Consider the following 25,768-nt stretch of genomic DNA (forward strand, 5'->3'; position numbering starts at 1 on the left):
TTCCACCATGCCGCACCCCACTGACAACCGGCCCCGTGCCCTGCTCGCGATGGGCCCCGGCATCGCCGGACGGCTCCTCACCGAACGCCATCACGCCCGGCTGGCCGCCCTCACCCGGACCGACACCCGGCTCGTCGCCCACGACCTGGCCGACCCGACGCCCGAGGTCGCAGCCGCGCTCGCCGAGGCGGAGGTGCTGTTCACCTGCTGGGGCGCGACCCCGCTCACCGCTCCGGTGCTGGCCGCCGCGCCCCGGCTGCGCGCGGTGGTGCACGCGGCCGGGTCCGTCAAGCACCACATCACCGACGCCTGCTGGGAACGCGGCATCGCCGTCACCTCGGCGGCCGGGGCCAACGCGCTGCCGGTCGCCGAGTACACCGTGGCCGCGATCCTCTTCGCCGGCAAGCAGGTCCTGCGCTCGGCCCGGCGTTACGGGGAACTGCGCACCGGCCACGACTGGCTCGCCGAGCTGGACGGCAGCGGCAACTACGGCCGTACGGTCGGCATCGTCGGGGCCTCCCGCATCGGCCGCCGGGTGATCGGGCTGCTGCGCCCCTTCGACCTGGACGTCCTGCTGTACGACCCGTACGTCGGCCCGGCCGAGGCGGCGCGGCTGGGTGTCCGGCTCAGCGCGCTCGACGAGCTGTGCGCGAGCAGTTCGGTCGTCTCGGTGCACGCTCCGCAGCTCCCGGAGACCCGCCATCTGATCGGCGCGGCCCAGCTGGCGGCGATGCCGTCGGGGGCGACCCTGATCAATACGGCGCGGGGGTCGCTGGTCGACGAGGACGCGCTGCTGCCCGAGCTGACGAGTGGGCGGCTGCATGCGGTGCTGGATGTGACGGATCCCGAGCTGCCGGTGGCGGGGTCGCCGTTGTACGACCTGCCGAATGTGCTGCTGACTCCGCATGTCGCGGGCTCGCTCGGCAACGAGCTGCACCGGATGGCGGACCAGGCGCTGGACGAACTCGAACGCTTCGCCTCCGGCCGCCCGTTCGCGGACCCGGTCCGGGGAGACGCGCTCTCCCGCTCGGCGTAACCCAAGATTAAGCCCCTCCGGCGATTGAGGAGCGGGGTCCGACCGGAGTAGCCGGAGGTAGCCGGAGGGGCTGGGTTCGACCGGAGTAGCCGGAGGTGGGCGGCAAGGCTGGGGGCGCGAAAGGCCCGGTACCCCCGCAGGGGTACCGGGCCTCGCCGCTGGCGCGGGAAGCTACACGCTAGTGCGAGTGGCCGTGACCGTGACCGGCCTCCGGCTCTTCCTCGGCCGGCTTCTCGACGACCAGCGTCTCGGTCGTGAGCAGCAGCGACGCGATCGACGCGGCGTTCTCCAGCGCGGAGCGGGTGACCTTGACCGGGTCGATGACGCCGGCCTTCACCAGGTCGCCGTACTCGCCGGTCGCGGCGTTGAAGCCCTGACCCTTGTCGAGCTCGGAGACCTTCGAGGTGATGACGTAGCCCTCGAGACCGGCGTTCTCCGCGATCCAGCGGAGCGGCTCGACGGCGGCGCGGCGCACGACCGCGACACCCGTGGCCTCGTCGCCGGTCTTGCCGAGGTTGCCCTCGAGGACCTTGACGGCGTGGACCAGAGCGGAGCCACCACCGGAGACGATGCCCTCCTCGACCGCGGCGCGGGTCGCGGAGATGGCGTCCTCCAGACGGTGCTTCTTCTCCTTGAGCTCCACCTCGGTGGCCGCACCGACGCGGATCACGCAGACACCGCCGGCCAGCTTCGCCAGACGCTCCTGGAGCTTCTCGCGGTCCCAGTCGGAGTCGGTGGCGTCGATCTCGGCCTTGATCTGGTTGACCCGGCCGGCGACCTCGTCGGACTTGCCGCCACCGTCGACGATGGTGGTGTCGTCCTTGGAGACGGTCACACGGCGGGCGGTGCCCAGCACGTCCAGACCGGCCTGGTCGAGCTTGAGGCCGACCTCCTCGGCGATGACGGTCGCACCGGTGAGGGTGGCGATGTCGCCGAGCATGGCCTTGCGGCGGTCACCGAAGCCCGGGGCCTTCACCGCGACGGCGTTGAAGGTGCCGCGGATCTTGTTGACGACCAGGGTCGACAGGGCCTCGCCCTCGACGTCCTCGGCGATGATCAGCAGCGGCTTGGAGCCACCGGCCTGGATGACCTTCTCCAGGAGCGGAAGCAGCTCCTGGATCGAGCCGATCTTGCCCTGGTGGATCAGGATGTACGGGTCGTCGAGGACGGCCTCCATACGCTCCTGGTCGGTCACCATGTACGGCGACAGGTAACCCTTGTCGAAGGCCATGCCCTCGGTGAAGTCGAGGTCCAGACCGAAGGTGTTGGACTCCTCGACGGTGATGACACCGTCCTTGCCGACCTTGTCCATCGCGTCCGCGATGAGCTCGCCGACCTGGGTGTCCTGCGCGGAGAGCGCGGCCACGGCGGCGATGTCGGACTTGTCGTCGATCGGGCGGGCGGTCGCGAGGAGCTCCTCGGACACGGCCTTGACCGCGGCGTCGATGCCCTTCTTCAGGGCGGCCGGGGACGCGCCCGCGGCCACGTTGCGCAGGCCCTCGCGGACGAGCGCCTGGGCCAGGACGGTGGCGGTGGTCGTACCGTCACCCGCTACGTCGTTGGTCTTGGTCGCCACCTCCTTCACCAGCTGGGCACCGAGGTTCTCGTACGGGTCGTCCAGCTCGACCTCGCGCGCGATGGTGACACCGTCGTTGGTGATGGTGGGAGCACCGAACTTCTTGTCGATGACGACGTTGCGGCCCTTGGGACCGATCGTCACCTTCACCGTGTCGGCAAGCTTGTTGACGCCGCGCTCGAGGGCGCGACGGGCGTCCTCGTCGAACTTCAGGATCTTCGCCATGGAGCTGAACTGTCCTCTCAAAACAAGAACTGCGCCCCTCGCCGCCCGGCTAGTGATTTCGCAGGGGGCCAGGGGCGCAGAACAGAAGCAAACGTGGGTGAATTACTTCTCGATGATCGCGAGCACGTCGCGAGCCGAGAGGACGAGGTACTCCTCGCCGTTGTACTTCACCTCGGTGCCGCCGTACTTGCTGTACAGCACGACATCGCCGGTCTTGACGTCGAGCGGCAGGCGCTCGCCGTTCTCGAAGCGGCCCGGGCCCACGGCCAGGACGACGCCCTCCTGGGGCTTCTCCTTGGCGGTGTCCGGAATAACCAGGCCGGAGGCCGTGGTCTGCTCGGCGTCGAGCGGCTGGACCACAATGCGGTCCTCGAGCGGCTTGATCGCAACCTTGGAGCTGGCGGTCGACACGATCCGGTCTCCCCCTTCGGAGATCTCACGGGGTTAACAGTCTTGGGGTGGCGACCAGGTGGGCCCGTCGTCGCGGGTGCCGGACCTGCCGGTCGCACAGTACTGCTGGCACTCTCCAGTGGGGAGTGCCAGCACTGAGACTATGACCGCGATTAGCACTCGGTCAAGCGGAGTGCCAATTGACGCCCCTCGTGGCGGCGGGTTCGCCTCTCCCGGCGACCCGCCGCAGGGAGAACGCCGCAGGGCGCCGCGGCGTTCCATGGGCCGCTGCGCACGTCAGGGGCGACCGCACCCCGTGTCCGCACGCTCCCCGGAGCGCGGTCCGGGCCGGTCCGGCCAGCGGCGCACCGGCGGGGAGACCGGCCGCGCGTTCCCGGGGTGCCGGGCCCGGCCGCAGGCGACGACGACCATCGCCCCGGGCGCCCCGTGGTCGCCGCGCACCGCCGCCGGGCGCACGGCGGCCGGAGCGCTGGGCCGCCGGTCCACCCGCTGCGCGGCCTTGCGGCCCAGGCGTTCGATCGGGTCCACCGACTGTGCGCAGCCGGTGGTGGCGGTCAGGAGCGCACCGGCCGCCAGCAGCCCGGCCAGCAGCCGGTGCGCGCCTGTCATACGTAGTCCTCCAGCCGGGCCACGGCGTAGCCCTTGTCCGTGACGACCTTCATGACGGACCGGATCAGGTCGGGCATGCTGCCCTTCCAGTCCTTCTTGCCGCGGAAGTGGGTGAGGATGATGTCGCCGGGGTGCAGGTCCTGGTCCTCCTCGCGCCACTCCATGTGGTCGGGGAACGCCTCGGCCGACCAGAGGGGCACGGCGGTGATCCCGCAGGACTTGGCGATCCGCAGGGTGTCGCCGTTGTAGTTGCCGTACGGCGGCCTGAAGAGCCGGGGCCGCTTGCCGTACTGCTTCTCCAGGATGTCCTGCTGGTCGCAGATCTCCCGCTTCTGCTCGGCGTAGGACAGGCCGGGCATGTAACGGTGGTTGAGCGTGTGGTTGTTGAGCGTGACACCCCGGGCCTCGGCGTCCTTGAAGTACGCGTAGTTGTCGCGCACCAGGTAGTCGCTGAGGAAGGCGCTGTACGGGATGTTCAGCTCCGACATCATCTTCAGGAGCTCGGGGTCCTTGTCGTCACCGTCGTCCATCGTCAGGAAGACGACCTTGTCCTTGGTGGGGACGGTGGTGAAGACGGGCGGCAGCGAGGCGTCGCCGCCCTCGACCTCGAAGCCCTTGCGGGTGGTGATGTGCGGCTTCACGGCGGGCGGCAGCGGTGCCGTGAGGGGGGTGCTCGCCAGGCCCCACTTCTTGGCGGCGACCGCGCGGGCCGCCCGGGCGAGGCGGGCCCGCTCCTCCTGGGCCGCGCGGGTGCCCAGCGCCCCGGCGGCGGCCTCGGCCTGCGCGCCCGGGGCTCCGGCCTGCGCCTTCGCCGCGCGCCCGGTGTCCGAGGCGTCGGTCCCGGCCGCGCAGCCGGAGCCGACGGCGGCCAGCAGGAGCACGGAAAGGACCGTGAATCCCGGCCGGCGCCGCAGATGACCCCGCCGCCGCCCGGTCCGTACCGCTCCGCCCGTCACCGCATCCGGTCTGCGCCTGTTCATGGCCAATTCTTCCTTTTGTCGTACTGGCTGCATGGCGCCGCATCCTGCCAGTACGCGATCGGGCTCCCGGCCCGACACCGCCGCCGGACCCGCACGGTCCCCCGGCTGGCTCACAATGGGGCAGGTGAACGCACTCGATGACTTCCTGGCCCTGCGCACCCCGGAGGGCGAAGGGCTGCTGGCCGGACTGCGGTCGTACGACCCGGCGACGGAGCTCGCCACCGCCACCCGGCTGCGCCGCACCCACCCGGCCGCCCTCGTCTCGGCGGCGCTGGGACAGGCCCGGCTGCGGCAGCGGGCGGTCGCGAAGTTCGGCGCCGAGGACGCGTACCGGATGTTCTTCACGCCCAACGGGGTCGAGCAGGCCACCCGTGCCTCGGTGGCCGGCCACCGGGCCGGCCGGTTCGCGGCCGCCGGGGTGCGCAGCGTCGCCGACCTCTGCTGCGGGATCGGCGGCGACGCCATCGCACTGGCCCGCGCCGGGATCTCCGTCCTCGCCGTGGACCGCGACCCGCTGACCGCCGAGGTGGCCCGGGCCAATGCCGCCGCGCTCGGGCTCGACGGGCTGATCGAGGTGCGGTGCGCCGATGTCACCGAGATCGACACCTCGCCCTGTGACGCGGTCTTCGTCGACCCGGCCCGCCGGGGCGGCCGCGGCCGCATCTTCGACCCGGAGGCCTACTCACCGCCGCTGTCCTGGGCGACCGCCGCCGCGCTGAAGGCGCCCAGGGCCGCGCTGAAGATCGCCCCGGGCATCCCGCACGAGGCGATCGGGCCCCGGGCGGAGGCCGAGTGGATCTCGGACGGCGGCGATGTGAAGGAGGCGGTGCTCTGGTTCGGCGAGGGCTTCGAGGCGGGCTCCTTCCGCGCCACGCTGCTCCCCTCGGGCGCGACCCTGTCCGCCCCGGCCGCGCTGCCGGCCCCGCCGGTGGGCCCGGTCGGCCGCTATCTGTACGAGCCGGACGGCGCGGTGATCAGGGCGCATCTGGTCGCCGACATCGTCGGGCGCTGCCGCGGCCGGCTGATCGACGAGATGATCGCGTACGTCACGAGCGACGAGCTGTACGACTCCCCGTACACCGCCGGGTACGAGATCACCGATCAGCTGCCGTTCAACGTGAAGCGGCTGAAGGCGCTGCTGCGGGAGCGGAAGGTCGGCGTCCTGACGGTCAAGAAGCGCGGTTCGGCGGTCGAACCGGAGGAACTGCGCCGGAAGATGAAGCTCCAGGGGCCGAACGCGGCCACGGTCTTCCTGACCCGGGTCGCGGACGCGCCGACCATGCTGGTCGGCCGGCCGGTGACCGGCCCGGAGGCCGGCCACCGGTAGACACGCCCTAGGCGAGGTCCGTCAGCTCGTCCGCGTACACCTGCGAGAGCGGCTGCGGGCCCACGTACTGCTGGCAGTTGCACTGCCCCGCCTCGAAGCGGACCGGCTTCTTCTGTTCGTCCCAGGCGGTCGGCACCTCGATCCGCTCGTGGCACTTGCCCTGCTTGTCATGCTTGGCGGTGTGGTGCGTACAGCCGCAGACGGGCTCGGGCGGCCGGTTCGCCGCTTCGAGCGCGAGCCGTTCCCGCCGTTCGGCCTCCAGCAGTTCCAGCCTGCGGGTGTGCCGGTTGCGCAGCGCCGTACGGACGTTGTCGGCGAGCCAGCCGAAGCCGCCCGTCCAGAAGATGATGAGCACCCACCAGTACCACTCCATGAAACGCCCTCCCCCTGAATCACCGTGTACCCGCCAAGGATAGGGCCGGGGTCAGCGGTGGGCGCCGCCGCCGGAGGAGGAGATGAGCGGCTCGGGCGCGCTCGCGCCGATCAGTACCCGCAGGACCCAACGCCGGTGCCAGAAGGCCTTGACGACGCCGATGAGACCGACGAGCCAGCAGAGGAGGCCGAGGCCCATGATCAGGGCCATCAGGCCGTAGGTGTCATGGCCCCGGACGGCGCCCGCCGGCACGACGACGCAGGCGTAGAGGCCGACCGCGCAGAGGACGAAGGAGCCGAGCAGCAAGCAGAGGCTGACGCCGGGCTGCCGCAGGGCGGTGTCGCCCGCCGGGTCACGGTCCAGCGCGCCCCACTCCACGAGGAGTCGGCGGATCCGCACGTCCCGGCGCAGGCCGATGACGACGAGGACGATCGCGGGCACCAGCGCGCAGGCGCCCATGGCGATCATGACCACGCCGACGATCGCGCCGACGAAGTCGTAGGACTCCTCGAAGGTGATGAACGCCGTGCCGATCAGCGACCAGCCGAGCGCACCCAGCGCACCCCACAGCCACAGCAGCCCCAGCCGGCCCGGACCGATGTGTGTCCTCACCAACTCGCCCAGGACGGCGGCCCGGTCGGCGAGCAGCGCTCCCCGGTCGGGCCAGGCGCGTATCTCCACGGGCGGCGGGGGCGGCGGCAGCTCTGAACGGGGCGACATGGGCCAGACCCTATCGAGCGCGCGCGACGCCTCCGCCCGGGGCCCGGGCCCGCTCAGGCGTTGCGCAGGGCCTCGATGTCGAGGCGCTTCATGCCGAGCATCGCCTTCATGGCGCGGGCCGCCTTCTCCGGGTCCGGGTCGGTCAGGGCCCCGCCGAGGCCGGGCGGGATGATCTGCCAGGAGACTCCGAACCTGTCCTTGAGCCAGCCGCACTGGCTCTCCTGGCCGCCGTCCGCCGTGAGCCGGTCCCACAGCTCGTCCGCCTCCTCCTGCGAGGCGCAGTCGACGGAGAGCGAGACGGACTCGTCGAAGGAGAACCCGGCGGGGCCGCCGTTGAACGCGATGTACTCCGTACCGTCCAGCTGGAACCGTACGGTCATCACCGAGCCCGCCTCGCCCGGTCCGGCCTCGGTCCAGCGGGTCACCTCCAGGACGCGCGAGTCGCCGCCGATGACGGAGATGTAGTGGTCCGCCGCCTCCTCGGCCTGGTTGTCGTCGAACCACAGGAACGTGGTGACCTTCTGCATGACCGTCTCCTCACTCTCGGTGGCGCGAACCACCCGGTGGTGCGAAATGCCGTGCAGGGTAGGCCGCCGCCGTGGCCGGAACTCATCGGCCGGCGCGGTCCAGGAGCATCGCCCTCTCCCGCTCGTTGCGGGTCAGTTCCGCCGCCCGTACGAATGCGGCGCGCGCCTCGTCGGTACGTCCCATGCGCTCCAGGAGATCCCCGCGCACGCTCGGCAGCAAGTGGTAGCCCTTGAGGGCGGGGTCGGCGGCCAGCGCGTCGACCAGGACGAGCGCCGCCGCCGGGCCCTCGGACATGGAGACGGCGACGGCGCGGTTGAGCTCGACGACCGGTGACGGGGTGAGGGCGGCGAGGCGGTCGTAGAGCGCGGTGATGGCGGCCCAGTCGGTGTCCTCGTAGCGCGCCGCGCGGGCGTGACAGGCGGCGATGGCGGCCTGGAGGGCGTACGGACCGAGCGGCTCGCCGGTCTCCGGTGCGGCCTGCGCAGCCGTCTGCTTCGCCGTCTCCGTGGCCCGGATCAGGGCCGCGAAGCCACGGCGGATCAGCAGCCGGTCCCAGCGGGCCCGGTTCTGGTCCGCGAGCAGCACCGGGGTGCCGTCCGGGCCGGTCCTGGCGGCGGTGCGGGACGCCTGGAGCTCCAGCAGGGCGGCCAGGGCGTGCACCTCGGACTCCTGGGGCATCAGCCCGGCCAGCACCCGGGCCAGGCGCAGCGCGTCCTCGCAGAGCGCCGGGCGCAGCCAGTCGTCGCCGGCGGTCGCCGCGTACCCCTCGTTGAAGACGAGGTAGATCACTTCGAGCACCGAGCCGAGGCGGGCCGCGCGCTCGGGGCCGTACGGCACCTCGAAGGGGACGCCGGCCCGGCCCAGCGAGCGCTTGGCCCGGACGGTGCTCCCCCATGGCTTGACGCATGGGAGGTACCCCCTCGGCGACGGCCGGTTCGGTGGTGAGGAAGGCGCGGGCGATCTCCGCGGTGGTGAGGCCGCCGAGGAGCCGCAGGGTGAGGGCGATCCGGGCGTCGGTGGAGAGCACCGGATGGCAGGCGGTGAAGATCAGCCGGAGCAGGTCGTCGTCGATGCGGTCGGGGTCGGCGTCGGCGGGTTCCGGCGCGGTCGAGACGCCGTCGAGGTCGCGGCCCATCTCGGCGAGCTTGCGGGCGTACGTCTCGCGGCGGCGCACGAGGTCGATGGCGCGGTGCCGGGCCGTGGCCATGAGCCAGGCACCCGGGTTGTCCGGGACGCCCGACTCCGGCCACTGCTCCAGTGCGGCGACCAGCGCGTCCTGCGCCAGTTCCTCGGCGATGCCCACGTCCCGCACGATCCGGGCGACACCGGCGATGATCCGCGCGGACTCGATCCGGAATACCGCCTCAACCGCGCTCGCTGTCGTCACGGCCACCCATCAGAGCAGCCGTGCCGGGCCCGGGCAAGCGCGGCCGGGCCCGGCCTGATCCGAACGAAAGGCCCTGGCTCAGGACTCATCGATGGCCCGGATCTCGCAGGTGACGCTCCAGCTCTCCGGGTGGATCCGGAGGAACCGCCGGGTCCACTCCAGGGCCTCCTCCCTGTCCTTGCACTGGAGGATGGCGTATCCGCCGACGACCTCCTTGGTCTCGGTGAAGGGCCCGTCGGTGTAGCTGAGCTCTCCGCCGGTCCAGTGGACCCGGGTGCCCCGCTCGGTCGGCGTGAGGCCGGCCGTGTCCAGCACCACTCCCGCCTTGTCGAACTCCTCGAACAGCGCGGTCACCCGCTCGTCGAAGCCGGGGTCGGGCTCGAAGGAGGCGGCGGCCTGCTCGTCGATGCGGATGAGTGACATGAAGCGCGGCATGGTGACTCCTCGGTCGGAAGGACGGGGGCTCTCCCCGCCTCTCACCCTTGCGTCGAACGGGGCACGGCCGGATCGACACCTCCCACGGAATTCTTCTGAGAATCTTCCGGACCGGCCACCGCAAGGCCCCCCGCGTCCGTTCCGGAGGGGTCCGCGGGGCCGGTGGCGGGGTCGCGGGGCAGCAGGAGCAGCGCCGCCAGCGCGCCCGCGGCGAGCAGTCCGGCCGCCGCCCAGAAGGCCGTCGCGTAGCCGGCGACCAGGTCGGTCCGCCGGTCCGATCCGCCGGTGACCTGCGCGGCGGCGGTCACCAGGACCGCGAGTCCCAGCGAGCCGCCCACCTGCCGGGAGCTGTTGAGCAGCCCGGAGGCCATGCCGGTCTCGCCGGGCGCGACCCCGGTGGTGGCCGCCGTGCCGAGCGGGACGAAGCACATGCCGATGCCGACGGAGGCGACCAGGGACGGCCCGAGGACGAAGGTGAGGAAGGTGCCGTCGACCCGCGCGGTGGCCGCGAAACCGGCGAAGCCGAGGGCGGCCAGGGCGCCGCCGGCCGCCAGCAGCCGCCGGGTGCCGAGCCGGGCGACCGTACGGGTGGCGATCACCGAACCGGCGACGACGCCCACGCAGAACGGCAGGAAGGCGGCCCCGGCGGCGGTCGGCCCGTATCCGAGCACCTGCTGGAGGCAGAGCGAGACGAAGTAGAACGAGGCGAACTGCCCGGAGCTGAGCAGCAGGCAGAACAGGTTGGCCGTGAGCACCGGGCGCCCCTTCAGCAGGCCGGGCCGCAGCAGCGGCGACGCGGTGCGGTGTTCCACGGCGACGAAGGCGGCGAGCAGCACGGCCGCCGCCGCGAGGACGCCGACGGTCCTGGCCGAACCCCACGGGTGCGTCGCGGTGCCGACGAGCCCGAGGACCAGCAGGGTCGTCCCGCCGGTGGCGAGCAGCGCCCCGGTCACGTCGAGCCGGGCGCCGGTCGCGGCCGGGGTGCGCGCGGCCGGTCCGGTGCGCAGGGCCGCGACCAGGGCGAAGGCGACGATCGGCACGTTGACCAGCATCACGGCCCGCCAGCCCGCCGCATCGGTGAGCAACCCGCCGGCCAGCACCCCGGCCGCGCCGCCCGCCGCGCCCGCCATGCCCCACAGCCCGAGCGCGCGGGAGCGTTCCGGTCCGGCCGGGAAGGCCAGGGCGATGAGCGCGAAGGCGACCGGGGCGAGCGCGGCGGCCCCGGCCCCCTGCACCGCGCGGGCGGCGATCAGCACGCCGGGCGACTGGGCGAGGCCGCCGGCCAGGCTCGCCGTGCCGAAGAGCACCAGGCCGGTGATCAGGACGGGGCGGCTGCCGAGCAGGTCGCCGAGGCGTCCGCCGAGCATCAGCAGTCCGCCGAAGGCGAGCGCGTAGGCGTTGACGACCCACAGCAGCCCCTCCGGTGTGAAGCCGAGCCCGGCGCGCATGTCGGGCAGCGCCACGTTCACCACGGACATGTCCAGCGCCACCATGAACTGCACGGTGAGCGACACCACCAGCAGCCGGCGCATGTGCCGTGAGCGGTCGTCCACGGTCTTCCCCTTCCCTCGCGGTCACTCGGTCGAGCCATTACTATACGCGTATAGAAAATAAGCGCGAGGAGGTGCGGACCCACCGGGCGGGGAGGGACGGGAGACAATGCCCGGGTGTCAGGGAACGGGAAGAAGACTCCGGCGGCGAAGCGATCCGTGGGACGGCCGCGCAGGCTCGACCCGGACGCGATGGTCGCCACCGCGCGCCGGATCATCGAGGAGGAGGGCGTGGCCGCCCTGAGCATGCGCAGGGTCGCCAAGGAGCTCGGCTCCACGCCGATGGCGCTCTACCACTACGTGCAGGACAAGGACGAGCTGCTGATGCTCACCCTGTCCGGGACGGCGGCCACCTTCCCGCGCCCCGAGCTGCCCGCCGAGCCGCGCGCGCGGCTGCTCGCCGTGGCGGCGCACATGCACGGGATCCTCGCCCGGCTCCCCTGGGTGCTCGACGTCCTGGCGCTGGGCGAGCTCACCGACAAGGAGGCGCTGTGGATGGTCGAGGAGATCATCGACTGCGCGATGGCCTGCGGCCTCTCCCCCGCCCAGGCGGTACGCGCCTACCGGACGATCTGGAGCTACGTCTACGGCGACCTGGTCTTCCGCCGGGCGGCCGAGCGCCGCGCCGAGCACCCGCCGTCCGCGCGGTACTTCCCGGAGATGGTCACGGAGCAGGACGCGGCACAGCTGCCCCGCCTCACCGCGATCAAGGACGACTGGCGGGCGTACGCCGCCGACTACGAGGTGGCGGACGAACTCGACGCGATCATCACCGGTCTGCTGGCCCGAGGGACTCGAAACGCCAGCGGTGCACCGGCCGGGTGACGATCCCCGCGTCCGGCTCGGGCAGCTCCGGCAGCTCGTCGCCGTACGCCCCCTGCCACCAGGTGATGACCAGGACCCGGTCCTGCGGGGCGCGCAGCAGCTCGCTGCGCAGCGGCGGCCGGGCCAGCTCGCCGGCGCGGGCGCGGGCCCACTCCAGCAGCTCGGCGCCCCGGCCCTCGGTGGCGCGGGCCTCCCACATCAGGGCGACGGTCGTCCCGCTCATGAGTACAGGTTGTCCTTGCTGACCTCGTGCACATGGTCGTGGTCGTGGGCGCCGGGGACATGGGGCTCGGTCACCGGCAGCGAGGAGTCCGCCGACAGCTCCAGGTCGGAGGCGGCGCGGTTCCTGGCCACCATCTCGGCGCCCAGCGCGGCGACCATCGCCCCGTTGTCGGTGCACAGGCCCGGACGCGGCACGCGCAGCCGGATGCCGGCCTTCTCGCAGCGCTCCTGGGCCAGCGCCCGCAGCCGGGAGTTGGCCGCGACACCGCCGCCGATCATCAGGTGGTCGACGCCCTCGTCCTTGCAGGCGCGCACGGCCTTGCGGGTGAGCACGTCCACCACGGCCTCCTGGAAGGACGCCGCCACATCCCGTACCGGCACCTCCTCGCCCGCCGCGCGCTTCGCCTCGATCCAGCGGGCCACCGAGGTCTTCAGGCCGGAGAAGGAGAAGTCGTAGGCCGGGTCGCGCGAGCCGCTCAGACCGCGCGGGAACGCGATGGCCTTCGGATCGCCCTCCTTGGCGAGCCGGTCGATGACCGGGCCGCCGGGGAAGCCCAGGTCCAGCACCCGGGCGATCTTGTCGAAGGCCTCGCCGGCCGCGTCGTCGATGGTCGCGCCCAGCGGCCGTACGTCGGCGGTGATGTCGGGCGCGAGCAGCAGCGAGGAGTGTCCGCCGCTGACCAGCAGTGCCATCGTCGGCTCGGGCAGCGGGCCGTGCTCCAGCTGGTCGACGCAGATGTGCGAGGCGAGGTGGTTGACCCCGTAGAGCGGCTTGTTCAGCACGTAGGCGTACGCCTTGGCCGCCGAGACGCCGACGAGCAGGGCGCCGGCGAGCCCGGGGCCCGCCGTGACGGCGATGCCGTCGAGGTCCCGGCCGCTGACCCCGGCCTCCTTCAGCGCGCGCTCGATGGTGGGGACCATCGCCTCCAGATGCGCGCGCGAGGCGATCTCCGGGACGACCCCGCCGAAGCGGGCGTGCGTGTCGACGCTGGACGCGACGGCGTCGGCGAGCAGCGTCGTCCCCCGGACGATGCCGACGCCGGTTTCGTCGCAGGAGGTCTCGATGCCGAGTACGAGCGGTTCGTCAGCCATCAGTCAGTCTCTGTTTCCTGTACGTGCCCTTGTACGTCTTCGTGTACGTCTTCGTGTACATGGAGGCGCATGACGAGTGCGTCGATGTTGCCCGGCTGGTAGTAGCCGCGCCGGAAGCCGATCGGTTCGAAGCCGAAGCGTTCGTACAGCTTCTGCGCCCGGGTGTTGTCGACCCGGACCTCCAGCAGCACCTCGGCGCACTCGAAGGCCGTGGCGTGCTTGAGCAGATCGGTCAGCAGCTCCGAGCCGAGCCCGCCGCCCCAGTGGTCGCGGGTGACCCCGATCGTCTGGACGTCGGCGAGGTCACCGGCCGCCGCGAGGCCCGCGTACCCGACGATCCGCCCGCTGACCGGGTCCTCGGCGACCACATAGCGGCGGGTCGCCTGCGGGCCGCGGGCGTGCGCCAGCTCGGACCAGAACATCCCGGCCGACCAGGCGTCGTCCGGGAACAGCTCGTGCTCCAGGTCGAGCACCGCGTCGATGTCCCACCAGCGCATCTCGCGCAGCACTGCGGTCGTGGCGGTCACTTCGGCGTGACCACCTTGTAGTTCTTCGGGACCTGCGCGTCGGGCCTGCGGAGGTAGAGCGGCTGCGGCGGCAGCAGCTCGCCGCCCGCCGCGAGGCGTTCGGCGGCCAGCGCGGCGAGCGCACCGGCGGCGACGTGCTCGGGCCCGCGCGCGTCCGGGAAGGCGTCGGGGTAGAGCACCGCGCCCGCCCCGACGACGGGGAGCCCTTCGAGCTGTGCGGCGATGTCGGCGGGCCGGTCGACGGAGGGTTCACCGGTATGGGTGCGGGCGTCCTCGTAGCGCGCCCAGTACACCTCCTTGCGGCGGGCGTCCGTCGCGACGGCGAACGGGCCCTCGACGCCCGCCTGCCCGGCGGCGTACGCGAGACCGTCCAGGGTGCACAGCCCGTGCACGGGCACGGAGAGCACCGAGCCGAATGTCGCGGCCGTCACCAGTCCGACGCGCAGCCCGGTGTACGGGCCGGGGCCGACGCCCACGACCACGCCCGTCACGGCGTCGAGCTTCACCCCGGCCTCGGCGAGCACACGGTCGACGGCGGGCAGCAGCAGCTCCCCGTGCCGGCGGGCGTCGACCTGACCGGACTCGGCGACGACGCGGGTCCCGTCGTGCAGGGCGACGGTGACGGCGGGGGTGGCGGTATCCATAGCGAGCAAGAGCACGCAAACAGCCTACGGCTCCGGCGCGGCGGAAACGGCGCCCCGTCCGGCGTCCCGGGACGGGGGGCCGCGGCTGCTACCGTCACCGGGTATACGCGGAGTACGTGTAAACGCTTGTACGACATACGGCGCGCGGCACGTTCCGCGCCATGACGGCACACGACGGCGAAAGAGGCACGCACGGTGGCAAGGGGCAGCTCGGGAATCGTGGCCGCGCTCACCGCGGCGGCCCTCGCCGCGGTCGGCTTCCTGGCCTACCAGGCGTCGGCGAACGCCCCTGACCGCCTCGGCGCCAAGCCGAAGGCGTCCAGCAGCGCGCCCGCGACGGGCGGCCACGCCAAGCCGAAGCCGAAGAAGGACCCTCTCGCCGTCCCCGCCGCGTCCGGCCACGGCATGCGCGTCGTGTACGCGCTGGGCGACCGCCGGGTGTGGCTGGTCGACGCCAAGGGCAAGTCCACCCGGACCTTCAAGGTCATGCCGAGCGCGGTCCACGCCCTGCCGGGCACCTATCAGGTGACCTCGCGCTCCGGAAAGGTGACGGGCTCGGACGGGGTGCCGATCGAGCACGTGGTGCGGTTCGCGACGACGAACGACGTGGCGATCGGCTTCAGCGCGGCCCAGGACGGCTCACTGGAGAGCCCGGACCCGACCCTGAAGGCGGGCGGCGTCCGCATGAGCCGCGAGGACGGCAACGCGATCTGGACGTTCGCCACGGTGGGCGTCAAGGTCGTCGTGGTCCCGTAGCGGTTCGAGCCCGCAGAATCAGCCCGTCGAGCCCGCGAAAATCAAGCCCGTCCGGCGATTGAGGACATCTTTGACGGCGCCGGCAACGGCCCGCACTCGCCCCCGGGCATCAACCCCGCTTCTGCGCCGACCCCTCACGCGGCGCAGGCGCCGCAACGCGCCGGGGCGGGGTGGAGACCGCACTCGCCGCCGCCCCCGCGGCCAGCAGCTCCCGCATCGTCACGGCCGCCGGCGACGGCCGCACTTCTCGCTCGGATGTCGGCATGGACGCCTCCTGAGGCTCCGGTGGAAGGCATAGTTAGGTAGACCTAACCGGCTCTCGTCCTCCATGTCACCACGCTTGCCCCGCCCCGCGCAACATTTTGCCGACACCGCGTCGGAAACAGGCTCCCTCAGACCCCCGTCGCGTCCCAGGGCGCCCACGAGTCCGACCGCAGCCCCGCCCAGCGGGCGCCCACGCCCACCAGCGTCACCGTGCGCCGCTCGTCGTCCGTGTCGCCGACCGCACGGTCGATCAGCACCTGGAGCCGGTCGTCCGACAGCTCCTCGACCTTGCCGTCGCCCCACTCGACGACGACCACCGACTCCGGCAGCGACACATCGAGGTCCAGGTCCTCCATCTCGTCGAGCCCGCCGCCCAGTCGGTAGGCGTCGACATGGACCAGCGCCGGTCCGCCGGAGAGCGAGGGGTGGACGCGGGCGATCACGAACGTGGGCGAGGTGACCGCGCCCCGGACCCCGAGGCCCTCGCCGAGGCCCCGGGTCAGGGTCGTCTTCCCGGCCCCCAGCTCGCCGGTGAGCATCACGAGGTCCCCGGGGCGCAGCACGGAGGCGATCCGGCGGCCCAGGGCCTGCATCTGTTCGGGGGACTCGACGGCCAGGGCGACGGTGACGGTGCCGGGCGCGGCCTCGTACGCGGCGGGCTCAGCCGCCGGGCTGTTGTGCGGTGCTTCCATGCCCGCCAACGTTAGAGGACTCCGGTACGGCTCCGGCCCGCACCAGCAGGTCCGCGAGCCGGTCGGTCACGGTCTCCGGGTGCTCCAGCATCACCAGATGGCCGGCGTCCGGGACGATGACCAGTTCCGCGTCCGGCAGCTGGTCCGCGATGGCCTCGCTGTGCGAGCTGGGGGTCACCAGGTCCTTGTCACCGGCCAGGATCAGCACCGGGACATCGCGGAACAGGGGCAGGGCCGCGCTCTTGTCGTGCTCGGCGAAGGCCGGGTAGAACTCCGCGACCACATCGATCGGTGTGGACTCGATGAGCCGCTCCGCGAACCGCTCGACCGCCGGGTCCACGTCCCGCGAGCCGAACGAGTACCGCTTGATCAGCCCGGCGAAGAGGTCCGCGGTCGCCCGCCTGCCCCGCTCCACCAGCTCCGCCTGCGAGCCGAGCGCCTTCAGCACCCCGGGCAGCACCCGGCGCACCGCGTTCACCCCGGCCACCGGCAGCCCGAAGCTGACCTCGTTGAGCTTCCCGCTCGACGTGCCGACGAGCGCGACCGCGGCGACCCGGTCGCGGATCAGCTCGGGGTAGCGGTCGGCGAGCGCCATGATCGTCATGCCGCCCATGGAGTGCCCGACCAGCACGAGCGGGCCCTCGGGCGCCGCCGCGTCGATCACGGCCTTGAGGTCGCGGCCCAGCTGGTCGATGCCGACCGGCACCCCGCCCCCGGCGCGCGCCTGGGCCCGGCCGCGCTCGGAGCGGCCGTGGCTGCGCTGGTCCCAGTGGACGGTGCGCACGATGCCGCGCAGGGCGGCCCGCTGGAAGTGCCAGGAGTCCTGGCTGAGGCAGTAGCCATGGCTGAAGACGACGGTCACCGGGGCCGGGGCCTTGCGCCCGAAGAGCCGGCGCCGGCGGGGACCGGAGGCGGCGCCGGCGGCCGTACCGCCCGTCCCGGTGCCGCTGCCGGGATCGACCTCGTCGACCTCGTAGTACAGCTCGGTGCCGTCGTCGGCGGTGGCCCGGCCGGGCAGCCCGCGCAGCGAGCCGTACGGTCCGGTGGCGTCCAGCGCCAGCCGGGCCCGCTTGCGCATGCCCCGGCCGACCGTCAGCCGCTCCACCGCGACCCCGGCGGCCGCGCCCGCGGCGATCACGCCTATGGCGGCGCCGGCGATGCCCGCCCGGCGCCAGCCGGCCGCCGAAGCGGCCGCCGCCACCGACTCACCTGCGCTGATCTCGCTCACCGTGCCGCGCTCCTCGTCGGTCGTCTCATGTCCGTCAGATCGTGCCTGGTCAGGGGCGCTTCCCGGTCACGACCCGGCCGAGGCGCCGTCCGGTGTCGTGCCGTCCCGGTGGACGCGCGGCACCCGGCCGCTGATCCGGGTGACGATCTCGTACGCGATCGTGCCCGCCGCCCGCGCCCAGTCCTCGGCGGTCGGCTCGCCCCGGTCGCCGGGTCCGAACAGCACCGCCTCGCTGCCGACCGGCAGCTCGTCCCCGTCGAGATCGACGACGAACTGGTCCATGGCCACCCGGCCCGCGACCGTCCGCCGGACCCCGCCGACCAGCACCGGGCCGGTGCCGGACGCGTGGCGCGGGACGCCGTCCGCGTACCCCAGGGGCACCAGGCCGAGGGTGGTCTCCTTGGACGTCGTGTAGTGGTGCCCGTAGCTGATGCCGTGCCCGGCCGGGACGTGCTTGACCAGGGCGACGGACGCGGACAGCGTCATCACCGGCCGCAGCCCGAAGTCGGCGGAGGTGCCCAGCTCGGGGCTGGGCGAGATGCCGTACATGGCGATCCCGGTCCGTACGAGGTCGAAGTGCGACTCGGGGACCGTCAGTGTCGCCGGGGAGTTGGCGATGTGCCGCACCTCGGGCTCGACGCCGGCCTTCTCCGCGTACGCCACCATGTCGCGGAAGGTGTTCAGCTGGGCGGTGATCGAGGGGTGGCCGGGCTCGTCGGCGCAGGCGAAATGGGACCACAGGCCGGTGATCCGGGCGGTGCCCGCCTGCTCGGCGGCCCGGGCGGCGGCGACCAGTTCGGGCCAGTCGGCGGGCTGGCAGCCGTTGCGCCCCAGGCCCGTGTCGGCCTTGAGCTGGATACGGGCGGGCCGGCCCGCATCCGCCGCCGCCGCAGTGGCCTCGGTGAGCGCCCACAGGCCGCTGACCGACACGTCGATGTCGGCCTCGATCGCCTCGCGCCACGGCCCGCCGGGCGTCCACAGCCAGCACATCACCCGGCCACCGAGCCCGGCCGCGCGCAGGGCGAGCGCCTCCTGCGGGGTGGCGGTGCCCAGCCAGGTGGCGCCGGCTTCGAGCGCGGCGTGCGCGCAGGGCACCGCGCCGTGCCCGTAGGCGTCGGATTTGACCACGGCCATGAGTTGCGCGCCGGCGGCCCGGGCACGCAGAACGCGCACGTTGGCGCGGAGTGCGGCGAGGTCGATCTCGGCACGGGCTCTCAAGGACGCTGTCTCGTTCATCGCGCCCAGTGTCTCAGAGCCGTGCGCGCGGACCCGTCCGGCGGGGCGCGTCAGCCGTGGTTGAGGACGTGTTCCACCTGGTCGACGAGGACCGGGACATGGCTGTGCGGGACGTCCTTGACCGCCGTGACCAGCGTCACCGGCCCGCCGTCGCGCACCAGCCGCACCAGCTCGTCCACGGCCGCCGTGTGCGCCGGGTCGGCCAGCTCGGCGCGGTAGCGGTCCACGAAGCTGTCGTACCGGGTCTCCGAACGGTCCCCGTGGTACCAGGAGCGCAGCTCGTCCGAGGGGGTGATGTCCTTGAGCCAGCGGTCGATCGCGGCCCGCTCCCTGGACACCCCGCGCGGCCACAGCCGGTCCACCAGGACGCGGGTGCCGTCGCCGTTCTCCCGGGGGTCGTACACCCTGCGGACGCGCAGGCCGTCGGTGCCGCTCACGGGCCGTCCCCTCTCGCCGCCTCCAGGATCGCTCAGGCCCGTACGTCCCGCCACGCCGCCGCGATGGCCCCGGCCACGTCCTGTGCGGCGACCGCGGAGCCGTCCGAGGCGTGCCGGGCCGCCAGCCCGTGCAGATAGGCGCCGACCGAGGCGGCGTCGCGCGGGGCGAGGCCCGCGGCCAGCAGCGAGCCCGTCAGCCCGGAGAGCACGTCACCGCTGCCGGCGGTGGCCAGCCAGGAGGTGCCGGTGGGGTTGACCCGCACCGGTGTGCGCGGGGTGTCCGCGGCGACCAGGGTCGTCGAGCCCTTGAGCAGGACCGTGGCCCGGAAGCGGGAGGCCAGTTCGCGTACAGCGGCGAGCCGCCCCGCCTCGACCTCCTCGCGCGCGACGCCGAGCAGCGCGGCGGCCTCCCCGGCGTGCGGGGTGAGGACGGTCGGGGCGGTGCGGGCCTGGACGGCGTCCGCGTCCAGCAGCCGCAGCCCGTCCGCGTCGACCAGCACCGGCACCTCGGCGGCCAGCACGTCGGAGACCGCGTCCACGGCGTCCGTGCCGTCGCCGAGCCCTGGCCCGACGACCCACGCCTGTACCCGCCCGGCCCTCGACGGCGGGCCCGCGTGGACCAGGGTCTCCGGATGGCTCGCGATGACGGCGTCGCCGCCGGGCCCGACGTACCGCACGGCCCCCGCGCCGCCGCGCAGCGCCCCGGAGACGGCCAGCACCGCCGCGCCCGGGTAGCGCGCGGAGCCGGCGACGATGCCGACGACCCCGCGCCGGTACTTGTCGCTCTCGGCGGAGGGGACGGGCAGCAGGGCTGCGACGTCCGCGTACTGGAGCGCCTCCAGCTCGGGCACGTCCGGGAGTTCGGCACCGAGCCCGATGTCGACGAGGTGCAGCGCGCCGGCCCGTTCGGCGGCGGGGTCGACGAGCAGCGCCGGCTTGTACGCGCCGAAGGTGACCGTCGCGTCCGCGCGCACCGCGTCCCCCCGCACCTCGCCGGTGTCGGCCTCGACGCCGCTCGGCAGGTCGACGGCGACGACGGGCACGGGGTGGGCCGTGTACCGCTCCACGAGCGCGGCCGCCTCCGGCCGCAGCCCGCCGCGCCCGCCGATGCCCGTGACGGCGTCGACGACGAGGTCGATGTGCCCGCCCCAGTCGCGGTGCGTGTCCGGGGTGACGTCACCGGCGTCCACGACCCGCCCGCCCGCCGCGCGCAGCGCCGCGCTGCCGCCCTCGTGGGCCCGGCCGGGCGAGACCCGTACGGCCACCACGCCCGCGCCGCGCCGGGCGAGCCGGGCGCCCGCGTACAGGGCGTCGCCCCCGTTGTCGCCGCTGCCGACGAGGAGGACGACCCGGGAGCCGTAGACCCGGCCGCCGCGCCGCAGCAGATCGGCGCAGGCGGCGGCGAGCCCGGCGGCGGCGCGCTGCATCAGCGCACCCTCCGGAAGCCGTGACATCAGGGCCTGTTCGGCGGCCCGTACGGTCGAGACGCTGTAAGCGGTACGCATGGGTCCAACGTATGCGGGAACGGCGGCCCGCGCCCCGGCTCGGCGCCCGCCGGCCCGCGCGGGAGCGGGGGCCGATCCCCGGCTCAGCCCTCGGCGATCACGACCGCCGAGGCGACGCCCGCGTCATGGCTGAGCGAGACGTGCCACTGCCGGACGCCCAGGGCTGCGGCGCGTGCGGCGACCGTGCCGCTCACCCGCAGCCGGGGCTGCCCGGACTCCTCGACGTACACCTCGGCGTCCGTCCACAGCAGCCCGCCGGGCGCGCCGAGCGCCTTGGCCAGGGCCTCCTTGGCGGCGAACCTGGCCGCCAGCGAGGCGATGCCGCGCCGCTCGCCGCCGGGCAGCAGCAGCTCCTGCTCCAGGAACAGGCGCGCGGCCATCTGCGGTGTCCGCTTCAGCGCCGCGTCGAACCGTTCGATCTCCGCCACATCGATCCCGACCCCGATGATCACGTACCCACCCTCACTGCTCGCTCACGGCTCACTCCACGGTGACGGACTTCGCCAGGTTGCGCGGCTGGTCCACCTCGTTGCCCCGGGCCGTCGCCAGTTCGCAGGCGAAGACCTGCAACGGCACGGTGGCGACCAGCGGCTGAAGCAGCGTAGGCGTTGCGGGGATCCGGATGAGGTGGTCGGCGTACGGGACGACCTCCTCGTCGCCCTCCTCTGCGATGACGACGGTGAGGGCGCCGCGGGCCCGGATCTCCTGGATGTTCGACACGATCTTGCCGTGCAGCACCGAGCGCCCGGCCGGGGACGGCACCACCACGACGACCGGCATCCCGTCCTCGATCAGCGCGATCGGCCCGTGCTTGAGCTCGCCTGCGGCGAACCCCTCGGCGTGCATGTACGCGAGTTCCTTGAGCTTCAACGCGCCTTCCAGCGCGACCGGGTAGCCGACGTGCCGGCCGAGGAAGAGCACGGTGTCGTGCCCGGCGAGCGACCGGGCCAGCTCCCGTACCGGCTCCATGGTCTCCAGGACCCGGCCGACCGAGCCGGAGATCTCGGAGAGCTGGCGGATGACGGTACGGATCTCGTCGCCCCACTTGGTCCCCCGGATCTGGCCGAGGTAGAGCGCGACGAGGTAGCAGGCCACGAGCTGGGTCAGGAATGCCTTGGTGGAGGCGACGGCGACCTCGGGCCCGGCGTGCGTGTAGAGCACCGCGTCGGACTCGCGCGGGATCGTCGAGCCGTTGGTGTTGCAGATGGCGAGGACCTTCGCGCCCTGCTCGCGGGCGTGCCGCAGCGCCATCAGGGTGTCCATCGTCTCGCCGGACTGCGAGATGGCGACGACGAGGGTGTGCGGGTCCAGGATCGGGTCCCGGTAGCGGAACTCGCTGGCGAGTTCGGTCTCGCAGGGCAGCCGGGTCCAGTGCTCGATGGCGTACTTGGCGATCATCCCGGCGTGGAACGCGGTCCCGCAGGCGACGATGACCACCTTGTCGACCTCGCGCAGCTCCCCCGGCGAGATCCGCACCTCGTCGAGGTGGAGCGTGCCCTCCGGGTCGATCCGGCCGAGGAGGGTGTCGGTGACGGCCTTGGGCTGCTCGGCGATCTCCTTGAGCATGAACGAGGCGTAGCCGCCCTTTTCCGCGGCGGACGCGTCCCAGTCCACGTGGTACGCGCGCACCTCGGCGGGCTCCCCGTCGAACCCGGTGACCACGACGCCCTCCCGCCGCAGCTCCACCACCTGGTCCTGGCCGAGCTCGACCGCGGACCGGGTGTGCGCGATGAACGCGGCGACGTCGGAGGCGAGGAAGGCCTCGTCCTCCCCCACCCCGACGACGAGCGGCGAGTTGCGCCGGGCGCCGACCACGACGTCGGGCGCGTCGGCGAACACCGCGACGAGCGTGAACGCCCCTTCGAGCCGCCGGCACACCTGCCGCATGGCCTCGGCCGGGTCCCCGCTCTGCGAGTACGCCTCGGCGAGGAGGTGGGCGACGGCCTCGGTGTCGGTCTCGGAGACCAGGTCGTGGCCGCGCTCGCCGAGTTCGGCGCGCAGGGCGGCGAAGTTCTCGATGATCCCGTTGTGGACGACGGCGACGCGGCCGGCGTTGTCGAGGTGCGGGTGGGCGTTGACGTCGGTGGGCCCGCCGTGGGTGGCCCACCGGGTGTGCCCGATCCCGGCGCCGCCGGCGGGCAGCGGCCGCTCGCTCAGGGCCTTCTCCAGGTTGACGAGCTTCCCGGCCTTCTTGGCCGAGGCCAGCCCGCCGTCGGCGAGGACCGCGATGCCGGCGGAGTCGTACCCCCGGTACTCCAGCCGCTTGAGGCCCGCGACGACGACGTCCTGCGCCGACTGCCCACCGACGTAACCCACGATCCCGCACATAACGTCCCTCTCCTGGTCGCCGCCCCCCGTTCATCGCATAGTCGCAGAAAACCGCCCTATTTCCCGCCAAATCAAGCCCACCTGGCGCATCGGAACACACACCGGGCGCATCAAGCCCGTCCGGCGACCGAGGACAACGCGGCCACCACCGAGCCCGCCGCGCATCACCGACCGCACCGGTCGGAATCAAGCCCGTCCGGCGCTTGAGGACGGCGCGCCACCGGAGGCGGCGCGCCGCATCCTCATCCCACCCGCACGGCCTCCACCCCCGCACCGCTCTCCGCCACCGCCGGGGCCTTCCGCTCGCCGCCCCGCACGAGCACCAGCACCGCGACCCCCGCGACGACCCCCACCGCACCGGCCACCACGGCCGCCGTGTTCAGCCCCGACGCGAAGGCGGCCCGCAGCGCGTGCTCCGGCACCCCGGCCGCCCGCAGCCCCGGCGCGCCCCCGCCCGCGAGAGCGTGGGATTGGCCCTCGCCGAGCGTCTCCCCCATCCGGGAGGTCAGCACCGTCCCGCACACGGCCACCCCGAAGGCGTATCCGAGCTGGCGGAAGGTGTTGACCGCGCCGCCCGCCATACCCGCGCGCTCCGGCGGTACGGCGGCAAGGGCCGCGCCCGCGAGGGCCGGCGAGACCAGCCCCGTACCGACGCCGGCGACGATCAGCCCCGGCAGCAGCGCGGGCCACGAGGAGCCCGCGCCCAGTACGGCCTGGCCGAGCGTGCCGAGGCCGATCAGCGCGAGGCCGACACCGATGGTCAGCCTCGGCTGCGCCCCGTGCAGCAGCCGCCCGCCGACGGCGGCCACGACGAACGCCGTCGCGGCCAGCGGCAGCACCGCGAGCCCGCCCTGCACCGGGCTGAGGCCGAGCACGGTCTGCAGCCAGATCGAGGTGTACGGCAGCACGGCGAAGGCCGCCATGTTGTACGCGAGCGCCCCGGCCATCACGCCGGTGAACGCGGAGGTGCGGAAGAGCGACAGGTCCAGCAGCGGGTGCGCGACGCGCCGCTCCACGAGCACGAAGGCCAGCAGGGCGAGCACGGCGACGCCGAGTGTGGCGAGCGTGCGCCCCGACGTCCATCCCAGGCTTCCCGCCCGGACGACGGCGTACGTCGCCGCGCCCGCGAACAGCGCGAACGTGACGGTCCCCGCCCAGTCGATGCGCCGGTCCCGCGCCCCGTGCGACTCCGGCACGGTCCGGGCGGTCAGCCAGACGGCGGCGACGCTGACCGGCAGGTTCACGAAGAAGATCCAGCGCCAGCCGGGCCCCTCGGTCAGCAGCCCGCCGACCACCGGACCGATCGCGGCGGCGCCCCCGCTCACCGCGCCCCACAGCCCGAGCGCGACGGACCGGTCCTTGCCCCGGTACACCGAGGCGAGCAGCGGCAGTGTGGTCGCGAACATCGCGGCCGCGCCGACCCCCTGGACCCCGCGCGCGGCCACCAGCGCCGTCGGCGACGAGGCGAGGCCGCAGGCCAGCGAGGCGACGGCGAACAGCACGACACCCGCGATGTGCACCCGGCGCCGCCCGAGCCGGTCGGCCGCCGCCCCGATGCCGAGGAGCAGCGCGGCGAGCGCGAGCGCGTATCCGTCGATGACCCATTGCAGATCGGAGAGCGACGCGTCCAGCGCCCGTGCCATGTCCGGCAGCGCCACGATGACGATCGTGACGTCGAGCAGCAGCATGAACGTCCCCAGACAGACCGCTGTGAGCGGCCCCCACTTACGCATGTCTTTCTCCCTGTACGGCTACGGATACGGCTCCGGCGTGATCGCCCGGCCGCTCCCGTACGATCGAATGACCGCGACCGAAAACCCCAGCCAGAAGTCACCGAACGCCGGAATCCGACACAGAAGAGGCCCATGGCAGTGGAATCCAACGCACCGAGCGACGCCCTCGACCTGCGGATCCTGCACGCGCTGGAGCTGGACGCGCGGGCCTCCTTCAGCCGGATCGCCGGGGTGCTCGGTGTCTCGGACCAGACGGTGGCGCGCCGCTTCCGCCGGTTGCGGACCGAGGGCGGACTGCGGATCGTCGGGGTGCGCTGCGCGACCGCCGAGGACTCGCTCGACCACTGGCTGCTGCGGGTGCGGTGCGCGCCCGAGGGCGCGCTGGCCATCGCCCAGGCCCTGGCGAAACGCCCGGACACCTCCTGGATCGGCCTCACCTCGGGCGGTACGGAGGTGACGTGCACGGCCAATGTGCGCGGCCGGGGCGACGCCGACGACCTGCTCCTCGGCAAGCTCCCGCGCACCCCGCACATCGTCGACATCCGCGCGCACCAGCTTCTGCACCGCTTCTACGGCGGCCCCTCGGGCTGGCTCCACAAGAGCGGCGCGCTCTCCCCCGAGGAGGCCGCCGCCCTGACCCCGCCCCCGCCCCCGGAGCACCCGGGCCCGGCCGTCATCACCGCCGAGGACGAGCCCCTGGTCGCCGCGCTGGAACGGGACGGCCGGGCCACGTACCCGGAACTCCAGAAGGCGACGGGCCGCTCCGAATCAGCGGTCAAGCGCCGCATGGCCCAGCTGACGGCCTCGGGCGCGCTCTATGTGGACGTCGAGTTCGACTCCGAGCACGTCGGCTTCCGCAAGGCGACCATGCTCTGCATCACGGCCGCGCCCCGCGCCCTCCAGTCGGTGGGCGAAGCGCTCGCCACGGACCGCGAGGTCGCCTACGCGACGGCCACCACGGGCCCGTCCAACCTGATGGCCGTGGTGATCACCCGCGACACGGCCCACCTCTACCGCTACCTCAGCGAACGCCTGGGCCGGCTGGACGGGGTCGAACACGTGGAGTCGATGCCGTTCCTGCGTCAGGTGAAGCAGCTGACGTACCGGCCGTTCCGGGGGTAG

The 25,768-nt window shown here is 73.3% G+C and carries 26 protein-coding genes and 1 pseudogene; 5 read left to right on the forward strand and 22 right to left on the reverse strand.

What is annotated here, in order from left to right; translation table 11 throughout:
• Window positions 1-7 precede the first annotated feature (7 nt).
• The gene (locus RLT58_RS14010) at window positions 8-1,036 is read left to right on the forward strand and encodes a hydroxyacid dehydrogenase (RefSeq protein WP_311310736.1); all 1,029 of its coding nucleotides are present in this window, start codon (window positions 8-10) and stop codon (window positions 1,034-1,036) included.
• Between the two features lie 178 nt (window positions 1,037-1,214).
• Here RLT58_RS14010 and groL read toward each other — a convergent pair whose 3' ends face one another.
• The 4 genes from groL to RLT58_RS14030 all read right to left on the reverse strand — a co-directional run bounded on the left by groL (window position 1,215) and on the right by RLT58_RS14030 (window position 4,870).
• Window positions 1,215-2,837, reverse strand: coding sequence for a chaperonin GroEL (gene groL / locus RLT58_RS14015; RefSeq protein ID WP_311310737.1), 1,623 nt, complete (start codon window positions 2,835-2,837; stop codon window positions 1,215-1,217).
• 102 nt (window positions 2,838-2,939) lie between these two features.
• The gene (groES, locus tag RLT58_RS14020) at window positions 2,940-3,248 is read right to left on the reverse strand and encodes a co-chaperone GroES (protein WP_018101172.1); all 309 of its coding nucleotides are present in this window, start codon (window positions 3,246-3,248) and stop codon (window positions 2,940-2,942) included.
• Between the two features lie 276 nt (window positions 3,249-3,524).
• Window positions 3,525-3,857: a hypothetical protein gene (locus RLT58_RS14025; protein WP_311314752.1), complete on the reverse strand. Its 333-nt coding sequence runs from the start codon at window positions 3,855-3,857 to the stop codon at window positions 3,525-3,527.
• Window positions 3,854-4,870 (reverse strand): polysaccharide deacetylase family protein, encoded by a 1,017-nt coding sequence (locus RLT58_RS14030; RefSeq protein WP_311310738.1) that lies wholly within the window; start codon window positions 4,868-4,870, stop codon window positions 3,854-3,856. The genes RLT58_RS14025 and RLT58_RS14030 overlap by 4 nt, the downstream gene beginning before the upstream one ends.
• A gap of 82 nt (window positions 4,871-4,952) precedes the next feature.
• Here RLT58_RS14030 and RLT58_RS14035 point away from each other — a divergent pair, with 82 nt between their 5' ends.
• Window positions 4,953-6,164: a class I SAM-dependent methyltransferase gene (locus RLT58_RS14035; protein WP_399131494.1), complete on the forward strand. Its 1,212-nt coding sequence runs from the start codon at window positions 4,953-4,955 to the stop codon at window positions 6,162-6,164.
• A gap of 7 nt (window positions 6,165-6,171) precedes the next feature.
• Here the strand turns inward: RLT58_RS14035 and RLT58_RS14040 are convergent, their stop codons facing one another.
• From RLT58_RS14040 to RLT58_RS14065, 6 genes and pseudogenes are all read right to left on the reverse strand, one after another.
• Complete coding sequence (locus tag RLT58_RS14040; protein ID WP_311310740.1) at window positions 6,172-6,537, reverse strand: hypothetical protein; 366 nt, start codon at window positions 6,535-6,537, stop codon at window positions 6,172-6,174.
• 51 nt (window positions 6,538-6,588) lie between these two features.
• Window positions 6,589-7,257 carry a hypothetical protein gene (locus RLT58_RS14045; RefSeq protein WP_311310741.1) on the reverse strand — a complete coding sequence of 223 codons (669 nt, stop codon included), beginning with the start codon at window positions 7,255-7,257 and terminating at the stop codon, window positions 6,589-6,591.
• 53 nt (window positions 7,258-7,310) lie between these two features.
• The gene (locus tag RLT58_RS14050; protein WP_311310742.1) at window positions 7,311-7,784 is read right to left on the reverse strand and encodes a VOC family protein; all 474 of its coding nucleotides are present in this window, start codon (window positions 7,782-7,784) and stop codon (window positions 7,311-7,313) included.
• Window positions 7,785-7,866: 82 nt separating this feature from the next.
• Window positions 7,867-9,172: pseudogene (locus RLT58_RS14055) on the reverse strand (RNA polymerase sigma factor).
• 78 nt (window positions 9,173-9,250) lie between these two features.
• The gene (locus RLT58_RS14060; RefSeq protein ID WP_311310743.1) at window positions 9,251-9,607 is read right to left on the reverse strand and encodes a YciI family protein; all 357 of its coding nucleotides are present in this window, start codon (window positions 9,605-9,607) and stop codon (window positions 9,251-9,253) included.
• Window positions 9,608-9,648: 41 nt separating this feature from the next.
• Entirely contained in the window at window positions 9,649-11,139 is a 1,491-nt protein-coding gene (locus RLT58_RS14065) for an MFS transporter (protein WP_311314515.1), read from the reverse strand.
• Between the two features lie 135 nt (window positions 11,140-11,274).
• Here RLT58_RS14065 and RLT58_RS14070 point away from each other — a divergent pair, with 135 nt between their 5' ends.
• Entirely contained in the window at window positions 11,275-11,982 is a 708-nt protein-coding gene (locus RLT58_RS14070; RefSeq protein WP_311310744.1) for a TetR/AcrR family transcriptional regulator, read from the forward strand.
• Here RLT58_RS14070 and RLT58_RS14075 read toward each other — a convergent pair.
• The 4 genes from RLT58_RS14075 to tsaB are packed head-to-tail and all read right to left on the reverse strand — an operon-like array spanning window position 11,927 to window position 14,467.
• Window positions 11,927-12,205 (reverse strand): hypothetical protein, encoded by a 279-nt coding sequence (locus RLT58_RS14075; RefSeq protein ID WP_311310745.1) that lies wholly within the window; start codon window positions 12,203-12,205, stop codon window positions 11,927-11,929. The two genes, RLT58_RS14070 and RLT58_RS14075, sit on opposite strands and share 56 nt — an antisense overlap.
• Window positions 12,202-13,296 (reverse strand): tRNA (adenosine(37)-N6)-threonylcarbamoyltransferase complex transferase subunit TsaD, encoded by a 1,095-nt coding sequence (gene tsaD, locus RLT58_RS14080; RefSeq protein ID WP_311310746.1) that lies wholly within the window; start codon window positions 13,294-13,296, stop codon window positions 12,202-12,204. The genes RLT58_RS14075 and tsaD overlap by 4 nt, the downstream gene beginning before the upstream one ends.
• Window positions 13,296-13,823, reverse strand: a complete 528-nt coding sequence (gene rimI, locus RLT58_RS14085) for a ribosomal protein S18-alanine N-acetyltransferase (RefSeq protein WP_311310747.1) — start codon at window positions 13,821-13,823, stop codon at window positions 13,296-13,298. Before rimI ends, tsaD begins: the two co-directional genes overlap by 1 nt.
• Entirely contained in the window at window positions 13,820-14,467 is a 648-nt protein-coding gene (gene tsaB, locus RLT58_RS14090; protein ID WP_311314516.1) for a tRNA (adenosine(37)-N6)-threonylcarbamoyltransferase complex dimerization subunit type 1 TsaB, read from the reverse strand. Before tsaB ends, rimI begins: the two co-directional genes overlap by 4 nt.
• Before the next feature lie 219 nt (window positions 14,468-14,686).
• Between tsaB and RLT58_RS14095 the strand changes: the two genes are divergently transcribed.
• On the forward strand, window positions 14,687-15,223 hold the full coding sequence (locus RLT58_RS14095; protein WP_311314517.1) for a hypothetical protein: 537 nt from the start codon (window positions 14,687-14,689) through the stop codon (window positions 15,221-15,223).
• Window positions 15,224-15,615: 392 nt separating this feature from the next.
• Here RLT58_RS14095 and tsaE read toward each other — a convergent pair whose 3' ends face one another.
• The 8 genes from tsaE to RLT58_RS14135 all read right to left on the reverse strand — a co-directional run bounded on the left by tsaE (window position 15,616) and on the right by RLT58_RS14135 (window position 24,646).
• Window positions 15,616-16,179, reverse strand: coding sequence for a tRNA (adenosine(37)-N6)-threonylcarbamoyltransferase complex ATPase subunit type 1 TsaE (tsaE, locus tag RLT58_RS14100; RefSeq protein ID WP_311310748.1), 564 nt, complete (start codon window positions 16,177-16,179; stop codon window positions 15,616-15,618).
• On the reverse strand, window positions 16,148-17,407 hold the full coding sequence (locus tag RLT58_RS14105) for an alpha/beta fold hydrolase (RefSeq protein WP_311310749.1): 1,260 nt from the start codon (window positions 17,405-17,407) through the stop codon (window positions 16,148-16,150). The genes tsaE and RLT58_RS14105 overlap by 32 nt, the downstream gene beginning before the upstream one ends.
• Window positions 17,408-17,473: 66 nt before the next feature.
• Window positions 17,474-18,643: an alanine racemase gene (gene alr, locus RLT58_RS14110; protein WP_311310750.1), complete on the reverse strand. Its 1,170-nt coding sequence runs from the start codon at window positions 18,641-18,643 to the stop codon at window positions 17,474-17,476.
• A 50-nt stretch (window positions 18,644-18,693) separates the two neighbouring features.
• Window positions 18,694-19,080, reverse strand: coding sequence for a DUF488 domain-containing protein (locus RLT58_RS14115; RefSeq protein WP_311310751.1), 387 nt, complete (start codon window positions 19,078-19,080; stop codon window positions 18,694-18,696).
• Between the two features lie 32 nt (window positions 19,081-19,112).
• On the reverse strand, window positions 19,113-20,585 hold the full coding sequence (locus RLT58_RS14120; RefSeq protein ID WP_311310752.1) for an NAD(P)H-hydrate dehydratase: 1,473 nt from the start codon (window positions 20,583-20,585) through the stop codon (window positions 19,113-19,115).
• 83 nt (window positions 20,586-20,668) lie between these two features.
• Window positions 20,669-21,037, reverse strand: a complete 369-nt coding sequence (locus RLT58_RS14125; RefSeq protein WP_311310753.1) for a holo-ACP synthase — start codon at window positions 21,035-21,037, stop codon at window positions 20,669-20,671.
• A gap of 28 nt (window positions 21,038-21,065) precedes the next feature.
• Window positions 21,066-22,913, reverse strand: a complete 1,848-nt coding sequence (glmS, locus tag RLT58_RS14130; RefSeq protein WP_311310754.1) for a glutamine--fructose-6-phosphate transaminase (isomerizing) — start codon at window positions 22,911-22,913, stop codon at window positions 21,066-21,068.
• A gap of 242 nt (window positions 22,914-23,155) precedes the next feature.
• Window positions 23,156-24,646 (reverse strand): MFS transporter, encoded by a 1,491-nt coding sequence (locus RLT58_RS14135; RefSeq protein WP_311310755.1) that lies wholly within the window; start codon window positions 24,644-24,646, stop codon window positions 23,156-23,158.
• Between the two features lie 132 nt (window positions 24,647-24,778).
• Between RLT58_RS14135 and RLT58_RS14140 the strand changes: the two genes are divergently transcribed.
• Window positions 24,779-25,768, forward strand: coding sequence for an Lrp/AsnC family transcriptional regulator (locus tag RLT58_RS14140; protein ID WP_311310756.1), 990 nt, complete (start codon window positions 24,779-24,781; stop codon window positions 25,766-25,768).

It is taken from the genome of Streptomyces sp. ITFR-16 (assembly GCF_031844705.1).
Lineage (GTDB): Bacteria > Actinomycetota > Actinomycetes > Streptomycetales > Streptomycetaceae > Streptomyces.

Excerpts from the sequence above, each read along its gene's own strand:
- RLT58_RS14045 (WP_311310741.1), bottom strand. The coding sequence starts at position 7,257 with ATGTCGCCCCGTTCAGAGCTGCCGCCGCCCCCGCCGCCCGTGGAGATA.
- RLT58_RS14040 (WP_311310740.1), bottom strand. The coding sequence starts at position 6,537 with ATGGAGTGGTACTGGTGGGTGCTCATCATCTTCTGGACGGGCGGCTTC.
- RLT58_RS14035 (WP_399131494.1), top strand. The coding sequence starts at position 4,953 with ATGGGGCAGGTGAACGCACTCGATGACTTCCTGGCCCTGCGCACCCCG.
- RLT58_RS14135 (WP_311310755.1), bottom strand. The coding sequence starts at position 24,646 with ATGCGTAAGTGGGGGCCGCTCACAGCGGTCTGTCTGGGGACGTTCATG.
- RLT58_RS14075 (WP_311310745.1), bottom strand. The coding sequence starts at position 12,205 with ATGAGCGGGACGACCGTCGCCCTGATGTGGGAGGCCCGCGCCACCGAG.
- RLT58_RS14010 (WP_311310736.1), top strand. The coding sequence starts at position 8 with ATGCCGCACCCCACTGACAACCGGCCCCGTGCCCTGCTCGCGATGGGC.
- RLT58_RS14050 (WP_311310742.1), bottom strand. The coding sequence starts at position 7,784 with ATGCAGAAGGTCACCACGTTCCTGTGGTTCGACGACAACCAGGCCGAG.
- RLT58_RS14030 (WP_311310738.1), bottom strand. The coding sequence starts at position 4,870 with ATGCAGCCAGTACGACAAAAGGAAGAATTGGCCATGAACAGGCGCAGA.
- groL (WP_311310737.1), bottom strand. The coding sequence starts at position 2,837 with ATGGCGAAGATCCTGAAGTTCGACGAGGACGCCCGTCGCGCCCTCGAG.
- RLT58_RS14060 (WP_311310743.1), bottom strand. The coding sequence starts at position 9,607 with ATGCCGCGCTTCATGTCACTCATCCGCATCGACGAGCAGGCCGCCGCC.
- RLT58_RS14025 (WP_311314752.1), bottom strand. The coding sequence starts at position 3,857 with ATGACAGGCGCGCACCGGCTGCTGGCCGGGCTGCTGGCGGCCGGTGCG.
- RLT58_RS14065 (WP_311314515.1), bottom strand. The coding sequence starts at position 11,139 with ATGCGCCGGCTGCTGGTGGTGTCGCTCACCGTGCAGTTCATGGTGGCG.
- glmS (WP_311310754.1), bottom strand. The coding sequence starts at position 22,913 with ATGTGCGGGATCGTGGGTTACGTCGGTGGGCAGTCGGCGCAGGACGTC.
- RLT58_RS14120 (WP_311310752.1), bottom strand. The coding sequence starts at position 20,585 with ATGCGTACCGCTTACAGCGTCTCGACCGTACGGGCCGCCGAACAGGCC.
- tsaB (WP_311314516.1), bottom strand. The coding sequence starts at position 14,467 with ATGGATACCGCCACCCCCGCCGTCACCGTCGCCCTGCACGACGGGACC.
- tsaE (WP_311310748.1), bottom strand. The coding sequence starts at position 16,179 with ATGGAAGCACCGCACAACAGCCCGGCGGCTGAGCCCGCCGCGTACGAG.
- RLT58_RS14140 (WP_311310756.1), top strand. The coding sequence starts at position 24,779 with ATGGCAGTGGAATCCAACGCACCGAGCGACGCCCTCGACCTGCGGATC.
- alr (WP_311310750.1), bottom strand. The coding sequence starts at position 18,643 with ATGAACGAGACAGCGTCCTTGAGAGCCCGTGCCGAGATCGACCTCGCC.
- tsaD (WP_311310746.1), bottom strand. The coding sequence starts at position 13,296 with ATGGCTGACGAACCGCTCGTACTCGGCATCGAGACCTCCTGCGACGAA.